12 protein-coding genes are annotated in these 13,084 nt (G+C 38.2%); 10 read left to right on the plus strand and 2 right to left on the minus strand.

The genetic code is table 11. From position 1 onward, the window contains the following. Positions 1–98 precede the first annotated feature (98 nt). Positions 99–545, minus strand: a complete 447-nt coding sequence (locus GQR52_RS03320) for a DUF3010 family protein (RefSeq protein WP_007582681.1) — start codon at positions 543–545, stop codon at positions 99–101. Positions 546–900: 355 nt separating this feature from the next. Here GQR52_RS03320 and thrS point away from each other — a divergent pair, with 355 nt between their 5' ends. The 10 genes from thrS to GQR52_RS03370 all read left to right on the plus strand — a co-directional run bounded on the left by thrS (position 901) and on the right by GQR52_RS03370 (position 11,563). Next, positions 901–2,811 carry a threonine--tRNA ligase gene (gene thrS / locus GQR52_RS03325; RefSeq protein WP_007582683.1) on the plus strand — a complete coding sequence of 637 codons (1,911 nt, stop codon included), beginning with the start codon at positions 901–903 and terminating at the stop codon, positions 2,809–2,811. A gap of 59 nt (positions 2,812–2,870) precedes the next feature. Then, positions 2,871–3,431 (plus strand): translation initiation factor IF-3, encoded by a 561-nt coding sequence (gene infC / locus GQR52_RS03330; RefSeq protein ID WP_002960714.1) that lies wholly within the window; start codon positions 2,871–2,873, stop codon positions 3,429–3,431. A gap of 212 nt (positions 3,432–3,643) precedes the next feature. After that, the gene (gene rpmI / locus GQR52_RS03335) at positions 3,644–3,844 is read left to right on the plus strand and encodes a 50S ribosomal protein L35 (protein WP_002960713.1); all 201 of its coding nucleotides are present in this window, start codon (positions 3,644–3,646) and stop codon (positions 3,842–3,844) included. Between the two features lie 15 nt (positions 3,845–3,859). Further along, entirely contained in the window at positions 3,860–4,219 is a 360-nt protein-coding gene (gene rplT, locus GQR52_RS03340; RefSeq protein ID WP_002960711.1) for a 50S ribosomal protein L20, read from the plus strand. 487 nt (positions 4,220–4,706) lie between these two features. Further along, positions 4,707–6,524 carry a M14 family metallopeptidase gene (locus tag GQR52_RS03345; protein WP_165727445.1) on the plus strand — a complete coding sequence of 606 codons (1,818 nt, stop codon included), beginning with the start codon at positions 4,707–4,709 and terminating at the stop codon, positions 6,522–6,524. Position 6,525: 1 nt separating this feature from the next. Beyond that, the gene (locus GQR52_RS03350; protein ID WP_024592375.1) at positions 6,526–7,167 is read left to right on the plus strand and encodes an MBL fold metallo-hydrolase; all 642 of its coding nucleotides are present in this window, start codon (positions 6,526–6,528) and stop codon (positions 7,165–7,167) included. Positions 7,168–7,274: 107 nt separating this feature from the next. Next, positions 7,275–7,733 (plus strand): Lrp/AsnC family transcriptional regulator, encoded by a 459-nt coding sequence (locus GQR52_RS03355; RefSeq protein ID WP_007375323.1) that lies wholly within the window; start codon positions 7,275–7,277, stop codon positions 7,731–7,733. 128 nt (positions 7,734–7,861) lie between these two features. Continuing rightward, a complete protein-coding gene (locus GQR52_RS03360; RefSeq protein WP_010554472.1) occupies positions 7,862–9,418 on the plus strand; it encodes a SulP family inorganic anion transporter in 1,557 nt (518 codons plus the stop codon). A gap of 251 nt (positions 9,419–9,669) precedes the next feature. Continuing rightward, a complete protein-coding gene (locus GQR52_RS03365) occupies positions 9,670–10,746 on the plus strand; it encodes a histidine kinase (protein WP_007582687.1) in 1,077 nt (358 codons plus the stop codon). Continuing rightward, the gene (locus GQR52_RS03370) at positions 10,739–11,563 is read left to right on the plus strand and encodes a LytTR family DNA-binding domain-containing protein (RefSeq protein ID WP_007582688.1); all 825 of its coding nucleotides are present in this window, start codon (positions 10,739–10,741) and stop codon (positions 11,561–11,563) included. The genes GQR52_RS03365 and GQR52_RS03370 overlap by 8 nt, the downstream gene beginning before the upstream one ends. Positions 11,564–11,631: 68 nt before the next feature. Here the strand turns inward: GQR52_RS03370 and pyk are convergent, their stop codons facing one another. Then, positions 11,632–13,068, minus strand: a complete 1,437-nt coding sequence (pyk, locus tag GQR52_RS03375) for a pyruvate kinase (protein WP_007582689.1) — start codon at positions 13,066–13,068, stop codon at positions 11,632–11,634. Positions 13,069–13,084 lie beyond the last annotated feature (16 nt).

A 13,084-nucleotide genomic window follows, 5' to 3' on the forward strand; every position in this document is an offset into this window, starting at 1 on the left:
ACTAATGTATTATTAGATTAATAAAATCTAATTATGTTTTTAGATACAAAAAAACGCGTCTTACACTGTAAGTACGCGTTTTTAAACGAGCAATAACTTTACATTTCGTCGCTGCGGTATGTTTTTTTCATTATGTAAACGTAAGCGTTTACAAATGCATTTTCTTGGTACTTTTTAAGACCAGTTTCTTCAAAATCAATAGGAATAGGATTACGCTTTACCTGTTCTTTAATTTCAGTTGTGGTAAATAAACGTACGTCTAAATTGTCGATTAATTGAATCGCAGTTTCCATTTTGAATCCCTTTGCGCTGCCAGCAAATTTACCTTTAGGCTGACGCTCACGGATTGCAACAGAATCAATTTGGTAATCTTGCATTAGTTTTGCAAAATCGAATTGAAATTTACGCATTACTTCAGTGTCGTTACCGTTACCTAAGGTAAAGCGTGTTTGGCGCACATCGCGAATATCAAATACGTCATTATCTTTACTTAAAATACAAAGTAGTACATCACTACCGGTAATTTCTACACCACATGTTCTCATGTCTATTCTCTAAAATAACTTAATTACGCAGTATTATACGCAACACACATTAAAATGCGAGTGTAGGTATAGTTGTAGGTGCGTAATTAGTGCGTTGATGCTTTTATATTTTAATGAAATTATTTTTTTTGCTCTAAAAGTTACATTTTGTGCTCAAAACGGGTGGATTTCACCCCTTAAAACTTGTAATTAAATGCGCAGCACGCGACAATATATCTTTGTAGTTGAATAGACTCTGCATCTACATTTATTAGTCAATGCTTATTCGTAAAAGCGTTGTCGAGTCATTCTCATTTAATTTATTAAAAATACACGTGATACATTGTAGGTGTCACCACTGTAGCAAGGATTTATAATGCCAGTTATTACTCTTCCAGACGGAAGTCAACGTAGTTTTGAAAACCCTGTAAGCACGCTTGATGTTGCAAACGATATTGGCCCTGGTTTAGCTAAAGCGACCATTGCGGGTCGTGTTAATGGCGACCGTGTTGATGCATGTGATTTAATTAGTGAAGACTCTCGTCTTGAGATCATTACCGCTAAAGACGATGACGGCCTTGAAATCATTCGTCACTCTTGTGCTCACTTAATTGGTCATGCAGTTAAGCAACTTTTCCCAGACGCAAAAATGGCAATAGGTCCTACCATTGATAACGGTTTTTACTACGATATCGATATGGAACATTCATTATCACAAGATGATCTTGAAGCAATTGAAAAGCGTATGTTGCAACTTGCAAAAACCAACTACGACGTAGTGAAAAAAACAGTAAGCTGGCAAGAAGCACGCGATACATTTGAAGCGCGTGGCGAAACATACAAAATAGAAATTCTGGACGAAAACATCGCTAAAGATGACCGCCCAGGGTTATATCATCACGAAGAATATGTAGACATGTGTCGTGGACCTCACGTTCCTAACATGAAATTTTGCCAAAACTTCAAAATAATGAAAGTTGCGGGTGCATATTGGCGTGGTGATTCAGAAAACAAAATGCTACAACGCATTTACGGCACAGCGTGGGGCGATAAAAAGCAACTTAAAGCGTATTTAAAACGCCTTGAAGAAGCTGAAAAACGCGATCACCGCCGTATTGGTAAAGCGCTTGATTTATGGCATTGGCAAGAAGAAGCGCCAGGTATGGTATTTTGGCACAACGATGGTTGGAGCATTTACCGCGAGCTTGAAGAATTTGTACGTGAAAAATTACGCGAATATGAGTACGAAGAAGTAAAAGGTCCAATGATGATGGACCGTTCACTTTGGGAAAAATCAGGTCACTGGGAAAAATATTCAGAAGCAATGTTTACCACTGAGTCTGAAAAGCGTGAATACGCGATTAAACCAATGAACTGCCCAGGACATGTGCAGATCTTTAACCAGGGTTTAAAATCGTACCGTGATTTACCACTTCGTATGGCTGAATTTGGTTGTTGTCATCGTAATGAACCATCAGGTGCACTACATGGTTTAATGCGTGTACGTGGCTTTACCCAAGATGATGCTCACATTTTCTGTACCGAAGAGCAGATAATGGACGAAGTTTCAGCGTGTATTAAGATGGTTTATGATACATATGAAACATTCGGATTTGAGAAGATTGTAGTTAAGCTATCTACTCGCCCAGAACAACGCATTGGTGAAGACCATATGTGGGATAAAGCAGAGCTTGCTTTAGCCGAAGCACTTAAGCTAAACGATATTGAATTTGATTATCTTCCGGGTGAAGGCGCGTTTTATGGTCCGAAGATTGAATTTACTTTATACGATTGTTTAGACAGAGCGTGGCAGTGTGGTACAGTGCAATTAGACTTTGCATTACCGGGTCGTTTAGGCGCTACTTATGTAGCAGAAAATAACGAACGTCGTACACCTGTAATGATACATCGTGCTATTTTAGGTTCTATTGAACGCTTTATTGGCATTTTAACTGAAGAGTATGCTGGTTTATTCCCGACGTGGCTTGCGCCAAAGCAAGTGGTAATTATGAATATTACCGATAAACAGGCTCCTTATGTTAAAGAAGTTGTACAAAAATTAAATAAACTTGGAATTAGAGCCGCTGCTGACTTGAGAAATGAGAAGATTGGCTTTAAAATCCGTGAGCATACACTGAAGCGTATTCCATACTTGCTTGTTGTTGGCGATAAAGAAGTTGAACAACAAGAAGTAGCAGTGCGTACTCGCACAGGTGAAGACCTAGGCAAATTTAATGTCGATGATTTTGTAGCTAAAATTAGCGAAGAAATTAAAAATCGACAGTAAAAATCGAGCGTGTAAGGCATTAACAAACAGCCAATTACACGCTTATATTATTGATATTCTTGGAGGAACGTACTATTAGAGGCGGCAAGAAAGGGCAACAAACAGCTCAAAAAAATCGTATTAACGAAGAAATTACAGCGCAAGAAGTTCGTTTAATTGACATTGAAGGCGAACAAGCTGGAATTCAGTCATTACAAGACGCGCAAACTATGGCCGATGCAGCGGGTGTTGATCTTGTTGAGATCAGTCCAAACGCTGAGCCGCCTGTTTGTAGAATCATGGATTACGGTAAGTTCATCTTTGAAAAAAGCAAAGAACTAAAAGAGCAGAAGAAGAAGCAAAAGCAAATCCAGATAAAAGAAATCAAATTCCGTCCTGGTACGGATGAAGGTGATTATCAGGTTAAGCTTCGCAACTTACGTAAGTTCTTAGAAGCTGGCGATAAAGCTAAGATTACTATCCGCTTCCGTGGTCGTGAAATGGCTCACCAAGAAATTGGTATAGAATTATTAAACCGTATCAAAGCCGATTTAGAAGAACTTGCAGTAGTTGAGTCTTTCCCAAATCGTGTTGAAGGTCGCCAAATGGTTATGATGATGGCGCCTGTTGCTAAAAAATAATTTTTAAGCGATAATACGCACCGAAATTAGCTCAGGTCTGCAAGTAATATGCGAATATTCACCTGAGTTAACCGGTATTAAAGTAAGATTGCGGCATTTATGCTGGGTCTTCACCGGAACATGGCAGTAAGTTAGGCCTAAAAGTGGAGCTATAGAAATATATCTCACGCCTGCTTACTAATTTAAAAGCAATACAATTTGGAGTTATTGCAATGGCTTATAAGCTAAAAAGTCACAGTGGCGCTGCTAAGCGTTTCAAAAAGACTGCTTCTGGCGGTTTCAAGCGTAAACAAGCGCATCTTCGTCATATTCTGACTAAGAAAACTTCTAAGCGTAAGTTACACCTACGTCCTAAGATGATGGTTCATAAAAATGACCATGGTCTAGTTTCACGTATGTTACCGTTCGCTTAATAGGGGTTTTTAGAAATGGCAAGAGTTAAACGCGGCGTTGTCGCACGTGCACGTCACAAAAAAGTTTTAAAACAAGCAAAAGGTTACTACGGAGCACGTTCACGTGTTTACCGCGTAGCTTTCCAGGCTGTTACTAAAGCGGGTCAATACGCTTACCGTGACCGTCGTGCGAAGAAACGTACTTTCCGTCAATTATGGATTGCACGTATCAATGCTGCTTCACGTCAAAATGGTCTGTCTTACAGCCGTTTTATCAATGGTCTTAAAAAGACATCTGTAGAAATCGATCGTAAGATCCTTGCAGATATCGCTGTTTATGACCAAGTTGCATTCGCAGCGCTTGTAGAAAAAGCAAAAGAAGGCCTAGCCGCTTAAGCTTTTTCATATAAGTATTAAAAAAGGAGCCTATGGCTCCTTTTTTTGTGCCTGTAATTTAATAACTTACACTTTTTTATAGCTGAGCTAAATTGGCTTTTTCAAATTAATACCCATCTACTTATATGAGCTCTATTTAGCGATAAAAAATTACGTTAGAGCAGGGCGAAATTCACTATTTAGTTGTTCTTGGCAATTGCTCCATCATTACTCACTCTCCTGGATCCATGCAGACGTATATCAGACATTTTTGACGCTGTTAGCGTCAGATGTAATCCCTTAAATTGATTAAGTATTTTTACGAGTTGGTATAAATAGTTATGTAATGAATTACTGTACATTAATAATGTTATATAGCCTTAAAAGACAGGTGTGAATGAGTGAGATGTAGTTGGCTGCATTTTTTTGTTGAATCACCGCAGTTTCCTCATTATAAAAAATTTAGTTGATATAATTTATATAATTAAGGCGTTTGTTAGAGAATTTTATGTTTGCAAGTTTACTATTTTTATCTGCAAGTGTGGCGTATGACGCACACTTACCTCCATTAATTGAGTGGCAGGGGAAAAGCGTAGAGCTTTTACAAAAACAAGGGCCGCTAACTACTGATTTTGAGCTGTCAGCAGGTGAAGCGTCGCCAGATTATGCAAATACAATGGCATTTGTTGATAGGTTAGTTGCTGCAAACCCTACTCAGTTTCAATCTCAAACCATTGGCTATAGTAATAGCAAGCGTGCAATAAAAATGTTGATTGCCAGTGAGCAAGGCTTTTTTGAAGCAAGGCAAATGGCTAATAGCACTAAGCCAACTATTTTTATCCAGGCAGGAATACATTCTGGTGAAATAGACGGTAAAGATGCCATGTTTATGTTACTCAGAGATATAGCGACGGGTAAGCGCCGTGACATTTTAAAAAAGGTAAACATATTATTTATTCCTATTTTAAATGTAGATGGACACGAACGTAGCAGTGCATTCAATCGCATCAATCAACGGGGCCCTACAAAAATGGGCTTTAGAACAAATGCTAATAACCTTAATTTAAATCGTGATTTTACTAAATTAGATACCCCAGAAGTTAGAAGTGTTCTAAAGGTTATTAACGACTACAACCCAAATTTATACATTGATGTACACGTAACCGATGGCGCAGATTACCAATACGATGTGACTTATGGCTACAATCCGGTATTTTCAAGCGAGTCGCCTGCGGTATCTGATGCACTAAACCAGTTTTTTAAACCTCTGATTGACGATACGCTAGCTAAGCAAGGGCACATGCCAGGGCCACTTGTTTTTGTTATGGACAAGCGCGACTTTAAAAAAGGATTAGCGGGATGGGTTGCTACGCCGCGCTTTTCAAATGGTTGGGGTGATTTAAAGTCATTACCGACTATTTTAGTTGAAAATCATTCATTGAAGCCTTACAAGCAACGTGTATTAGGAACTTACGTATTTTTAGATGGTGCTATTACTGCGCTATCAAAGCACAGTCATGAATTAGCTAATGCAGTAAAAAAAGAACAGGAATTTGTTCCTAAACAGTTAATAGTAAAGCGTGGCTATTCCAAGCAAGCTGATACGATTGCGCAGTTTAAAGGTATTGAGTATTCATCAAGCATGAATGCGCTCTCAGGCCAAAATGAAGTGAAGTATTTGGGTAAAGCACATACATATACCGACTTACCTATTTATTGGCAAAAAGATGTACAACATACAGTTGAAGTACCTAAAGCTTTTTTTATTCCGCCTGTATATCGCAATATTATTAAGAAACTAAAGTTACATGGTGTCTCTATTAATAAACTTGAAGGGGCAAACACACAGCCTTTAAAAGTAGCAAAGGTGGCAGACTACACGTTTGATAAAGCACCATTTGAAGGCCGTTTTAGAGTGTCAGCAAGTTTTGATTATGTCCCTGCTATAAATGTAGATTTAGATGGTTGGTATCAAGTCAATACTCAACAAAAAGCAGGTGAGCTTGCTGTGCATTTATTGCATCCTGAAGCACCAGATTCGTTTTTTGCATGGGGGGAATTTAATACTATTTTTCAGCGTACTGAGTATATGGAAAACTATGCACTAATTCCGTTTGCACGCCAAATGCTAAAAGACAATCCAAAGCTAGCGCTTAAGTTTGATGAAAAGCTTAAAGATAAATCGTTCGCAAGCGACGCTGATGCGAGACTAAACTGGTTATATGAGCAAAGTCCATTTTATGATCAAGCGTACTTAAAGTACCCAATATTGATGTCATTTGAAGAAGAAGTTGTTATTCCAGATCAAAAAAGTAAAGAAATCTAATATGCAAATTATAACCATACCCGTCACTGCATTTGCACAAAATAGTCGTATTATTTGGTGTAGTGAAACTAAACAAGCCGTAGTCATAGACCCAGGTGGCGACCCTGATAAAATAGTAGCTGCCCTTAATGAGCATAAACTAGAATTAAGTGCTATTTGGTTAACGCACGGGCATTTAGATCATGTGGGTGGGGCTGATATTTTACGTAATCAATTTAACGTACAAATTATTGGCCCACAAAAAGATGAGTACTTCTGGTTTGAAAACTTACCTATGCAAGCACAAATGTTCGGGTTTAAACCCATTGAGCCTTTTTACCCGGATATTTGGCTAAACCATAACGACACCGTTAGCGTAGGTAAACTTAGCTTTTTAGTGAAGCATTGCCCAGGGCATACACCTGGTCATATTGTGTTTTATCAACAAGACAATGAATGCGTTATTGTAGGTGATGTTATTTTTAAAGGCTCAGTAGGGCGAACTGATTTCCCTAAGGGGAATAGCGAACAACTTATAGAGTCGATTAAGACGCATATTCTAACCTTACCTGATAATACTAAAATATTGGCAGGGCATGGGAGCGACACTACGGTTGGATTTGAAAAACAAACAAATCCTTTTGTGAGTGGTAAGTTTGGTTAAGTTACTTATTTGAAGTTTGGTAAACTGCATAAAAATTAAAAATAAGCAGACTGAGTTTTAAAATGGTTGTATAATTTAACCAGTTTATTTGATAAATAAGAAATAAAATGTCTCTAAATCACGTAGATCGCCAAATATTGGCACTTTTACAACAAGATGCTAGTTTATCAACCGCAGAAATTGCTGATAAAGTAGGCTTGTCTCAATCTCCATGCTGGCGTCGAATTGCCAAGCTAGAGCAAGATGGTTATATAAAAAGCAAAGTGGCTCTTTTAGATGAGAAAAAACTTGGCTTTGATATGCTTGTATATGCACATGTGCGTTTATCAAATCACGGTAAAAAGAACCTTGCTGAATTTGAAAAACTTATAATGAGTTATGATCAAGTAACAGAGTGTTACACCATGGCTGGAACAATGGACTTTATGCTACGCATAATTTCACAAGGCATAGAAGGTTATGAGCACTTTGTACGCGATAATTTACTAAGCTTAGAATATGTACAAGAAGTACATTCTAATGTAACAATGACATGTGTAAAACGTAGTACTTCCCTCCCTTTATAAAAGCACTTCTTTTAAAAGCTAAACCTCTTTTAGTTTAGTTTAACCACATAATGACAATTGTTAACTGAGCGCTAATTTGGTAGAATTTAGCGCTTTTTTGATACCCATTACACCATTTGAGGAACTCAATGTTTAACTTACTCAGTAGGGCGCCTAGCTCTGCTAAAAACGATATTTTATCTGGATTAACTGTGGCGCTAGCCTTAGTTCCAGAAGCTGTTGCGTTTGCCTTTGTTGCAAATGTAGAACCTTTAGTTGGTCTATATGCCGCGTTTATCGTTGGTTTAATTACGGCTATATTTGGTGGCCGCCCTGGTATGATTTCAGGTGCAACCGGTGCACTAGCTGTTGTTATGGTAAGTTTAGTGCTTGATCATGGTGTTGAGTATTTATTTGCGACCGTATTGCTCATGGGCATACTGCAGATACTCGCGGGTGTATTTAAACTCGGTAAGTTTATCCGCATGGTTCCTCATCCGGTAATGCTTGGTTTTGTAAACGGCTTAGCTATTGTTATTTTTCTCGCTCAGTTAGGACAATTTAAAGTGCCTGATGGTATGGGCGGACAAGAATGGATGACGGGTAACCCGTTATATATTATGCTTGGTTTAGTGGCTTTAACGATGGCTATTATTCAGTTTTTACCTAAACTAACAACGGCTGTACCCTCTACATTAGTCGCTATTATTACAGTGACCGCTTTAGTTATTGGTTTGGATTTAGAAGCGCATACTGTAGTTGATTTCTTAAAAGGAATGACAGGCGACGAAGCTGCAACAATTGCAGGCGGTTTACCTCAGTTTCATATTCCTATGGTGCCGTTTACTTTCGAAACGCTACAAATTATTTTTCCTTATGCACTTATTTTAGCGGCTATTGGTTTAATTGAATCATTATTAACGCTTAGCTTAATTGACGAGATTACAGAAACTCGCGGTCATAGTAATAAAGAGTGTATAGGCCAAGGCGCTGCAAATATTACTTGTGGTATGTTTGGTGCTATGGGTGGTTGTGCAATGATTGGTCAATCAATGATCAACATTAACTCAGGTGGTCGTTCTCGCTTATCGGGTATAAGTGCTGCATTGATGTTGCTTGCGTTCATCATATTCGCTTCAAGCTTAATTGAGATGATCCCACTAGCTGCACTTGTTGGTGTTATGTTTATGGTTGTATTAGGTACGTTTGAATGGGCCAGCTTTAAAATGATGAAGCGTGTGCCTCTATCAGACGCTTTCGTAATAGTACTTGTATCGGGTGTGACTGTTATTACCGATTTAGCGATTGCAGTATGTGTAGGTGTTATTGTATCTGCATTAGTATTTGCTTGGCAGCATGCTAAGCACATATACACAACTAACTATATTGATGAAGAAGGCGCTAAAGTATATGAGTTACATGGCCCGCTTTTCTTTGGTTCAGTTAAAAACTTTGCAGAGTTATTTGATGTTAAAAATGACCCTAAAAATGTAATTGTTGAATTTAAGCATAGCCGCGTATCTGATCACAGTGCAATAGAAGCAATTGACACACTTGCTGATAAGTACACAAAAGCAGGTAAACAACTTCACTTACGTCACTTAAGTAAAGACTGTACGCAGTTGTTGCATAAAGCACGCGATTTGGTTGAAGTGAATGTGATTGAAGATCCAACATACAAAGTAGCATCAGACAAACTAGCTTAATTTACACAAAGCTATTTATATTTAAAAAGCGAAAGGTGAATAACCTTTCGCTTTTTTAGTGTATCTACTATTTGTTTGCGGTAAGACTATTAAAAAGCAAGGTAGGCTGTAGTGCTATGCAAACTCATAAATCTATATAATAAGACTATCTAATTTTATTAAAATTAGCCCTACATAGGTAAAAATAATAAAGAATAACAAGCGCCTATTTTATGGAATTAGTCTTTAACTATACGGAGTAAACATCTATTTTGAACTGGCAATCTTTAGTCGATAACAGACAGCGCTTTTTTTGGCTTTTGCAAATTGCAGGCTGGATTGGTTATGCGTTAGTAAATTATATTGGCTCTAAAGTATTTGAAATGCGTGATATATACGTATTTGTTATTTTATTAAATGCTTACGCTGGTTGCTTAATGACAGTACCGCTTAGGTATATTTACCGTAAAATTTGGAATGCCTCGCCTTGGGTATTAATGATTGTGGTATTTGGTGCCTCTTATGTAACAGGTACTTTATGGGCTGTCGTTCAAAAATTTAATTTGTGGGAAATATACCGCCATGGTTATAGACCAGAGGAGTGGTTTTATTACCTGCAGCAAGGTTTAGATTCGGTTTATATTATTTTATGTTGGAGTGGTCTGTACTTTGGCGTTAAATATTATCAGTTATTACAAAGTGAGCGACAAAAAGCACTAAAAGCCACAACTATGGCACACGAAGCGCAATTAAAAATGCTTAGGTATCAGCTTAATCCCCATTTTTTATTCAATACACTTAACGCTATTTCTACTTTAATTTTGGTTAAAGAAAACAAAGATGCTAACTTAATGGTAGCAAGGCTAAGTGACTTTCTACGTTATACATTAAATACCGATCCAATAAAGAAAGTACCGCTAGAGCAAGAGTTACATGCGCTCATGCTTTACTTAGAAATAGAACGTGTACGTTTTGATGAGCGATTAAAGGTAAATGTAGATATAAGCGAGCAAGCTAAAGAGGCTTTAGTACCGAGCTTAATTTTGCAACCTATTATAGAAAACGCGATTAAATATGCTATTGCCCATCTAACAGAAGGTGGAGTAATTGATATAAAAGCACAGGTATTTGCGAATGAGTTATTACTAGAAGTGGGCGACAACGGCCCAGGTACTGACATACTCGATGGCCAATTAGTTAACGCTCAAGGCGTAGGTGTCGCTAATACCAAAGATAGATTAAAAACGTTGTATGAAAATAATTATTCGTTTGTATTATCACATAATACGCCAAGTGGATTAAAAGTTAATCTGCGAGTACCTTTTGAGAAGGCTGTGAAAAATGACTAAAATAAAAACACTCATTGTTGATGATGAACCGTTAGCACGAAAAGGTTTAGCGGTAAGGCTCGAAGAATACTCTGATATTGAAGTAATTAAATTGTGTAGTTCAGGCGCTGATGCAATTGAAATGTGTCAAAGCGAGAAAATTGATTTGGTTTTTTTAGATATTCAAATGCCAGGTATGAATGGCTTTGAAGTAGCAAGAGCCCTTAGCGAAAGCTCAAAAGCATTACCAGCGATCGTATTTGTAACGGCCTTTGACCAGTTTGCTGTAAAAGCGTTTGAAATTCATGCTCTCGATTACATTTTAAAACCCGTTGATGATAACAGACTAAAACAGGCGGTAGAAAAAGTGCATACCTACTTAAAAACGCAGCAAGACAACGCCCATAAGAAAAAGCTAGCGAGTTTTGTAGCCGGTATTACTGGTAACAATTGCGAAGAAATACTTAAAAAATTAGCCACTGGCGATATGCTAACAGACAGACGTTACCCAGAATCGCTTGCTGTAAAAGAGCAGGGTGAAATTATACGGGTACCTGTAGCGACTATCCAATGGGTTGATGCAGCAGGTGACTATATGTGTTTACACTGTGAAGACGGACAAACGCATATTCTACGTAAAACAATGAAAGAGCTTGAGCAAGAGCTCGACCCTCAGTTATTTGTGCGTGTGCACCGCAGCGCAATAGTAAATACAAAACAAATTAGTAAACTGGTTACACAAGTAAGTGGTGAGTATTTATTAGTACTTGAAAATGGCCAAGAATTAAAAGTGAGCCGTAGCTACCGAGATAAGGTTAAAGCGGCATTAGCAAGTTAAAGCCAACGCTTTTATTACAGACACAAAAAATGCGAGCTAAGCTCGCATTTTTTATATTCGGCGTTTAATTACGCAACAGTTACAATTTTCATTGTGTTAGTTGCGCCCACAGTTTCCATTGAGTCACCGTGAGTAATGATTACTGTATCGCCAGACTGTAAAGACCCTTGAGAAACTAAAGTATCAAGCGCGGCTTTTACCATACCGTCTTTTTCAGTTTTTGTAGAATCAAAAAATACTGGGTAAACACCACGATAAAGTGCTGTTTGACCTAATGTACTGGCATGACGTGAAAGCGAGTAGATTGGTAAGCCTGAGCTGATACGCGACATTAATTTAGCCGTACTACCAGATTCAGTAAGTGTGATAATTGCTTTAACAGAATCTAAGTGATTAGCTGCATACATAGCAGAAAGCGCAATTGATTCAGCATTGTTAGAAAAGCGACTATCTAAACGGTGTTTAGAAACGTGCGTTTCTTTTTGCGATTCAGCGCCTAAACAAACGCGTGCCATAGTCGCAACTGTTTCTTCAGGATAATCACCTGCAGCTGTTTCAGCTGAAAGCATTACAGCATCTGTTCCATCAAGAACAGCATTTGCAACATCCATAACTTCTGCACGTGTAGGCATAGGGTTATCGATCATCGATTCCATCATTTGCGTTGCTGTAACTACAGTACGGTTTAATGAACGAGCACGACGAATAATTAGTTTTTGCTTGCCCATAAGAGCAGCATCACCAATTTCAACACCTAAATCACCACGAGCAACCATTACTGCGTCAGACGCTAAAATGATGTCATCAACAGCTTCTTGGGTTTCAACGGCTTCAGCACGTTCAATTTTAGCAAGTAACTGTGCTTTTGAACCAGCAGCTTCAGCAAGTGAGCGTACGTAGCGCATATCGTCGCCACTACGTGGGAATGATACGGCAATGTAATCTACGTCAATTTCAGCGGCAGTTATTAAATCTTCTTTGTCTTTTTCAGTAAATGCTGGAGCAGTTAAGCCACCACCTAAACGGTTAATACCTTTATTGTTAGATAAAACACCGCCAACAGTGACTGTACAATGCACTAAATGCCCAGCTACTTCATCAACACTTAATTGAATAAGGCCGTCATTTAGAAGTAGTAAATCGTTAGGGCTTACATCGTTAGGTAATTCTTTATAATCAATACCTACAGAGTTTATGTCGCCTTCGCCTTTTTCCATTTTTGCATCAAGGGTAAATTTTGCACCCACAGCAAGCGTTACTTTACCTTCTTTAAAAGTAGAAACGCGGATTTTAGGGCCTTGAAGGTCAGCAAGGATAGCAATATGCTTGCCTAATCTTTTTGCAATATCGCGTACAGCTTGTGCACGGTCTTTATGATCTTGGGCAACACCATGTGAGAAGTTTAAACGTACTACATTAGCCCCAGCGATAATAATTTTTTCTAAGTTGTTATCTCTATCGGTAGCAGGTCCAAGGGTAGCGACTATTTTTGTGCGTCTTAGCATCAATTTCTCCTGTTTG

The organism is Pseudoalteromonas sp. 31A1 (assembly GCF_011378815.1).
GTDB lineage: Bacteria > Pseudomonadota > Gammaproteobacteria > Enterobacterales > Alteromonadaceae > Pseudoalteromonas > Pseudoalteromonas arctica.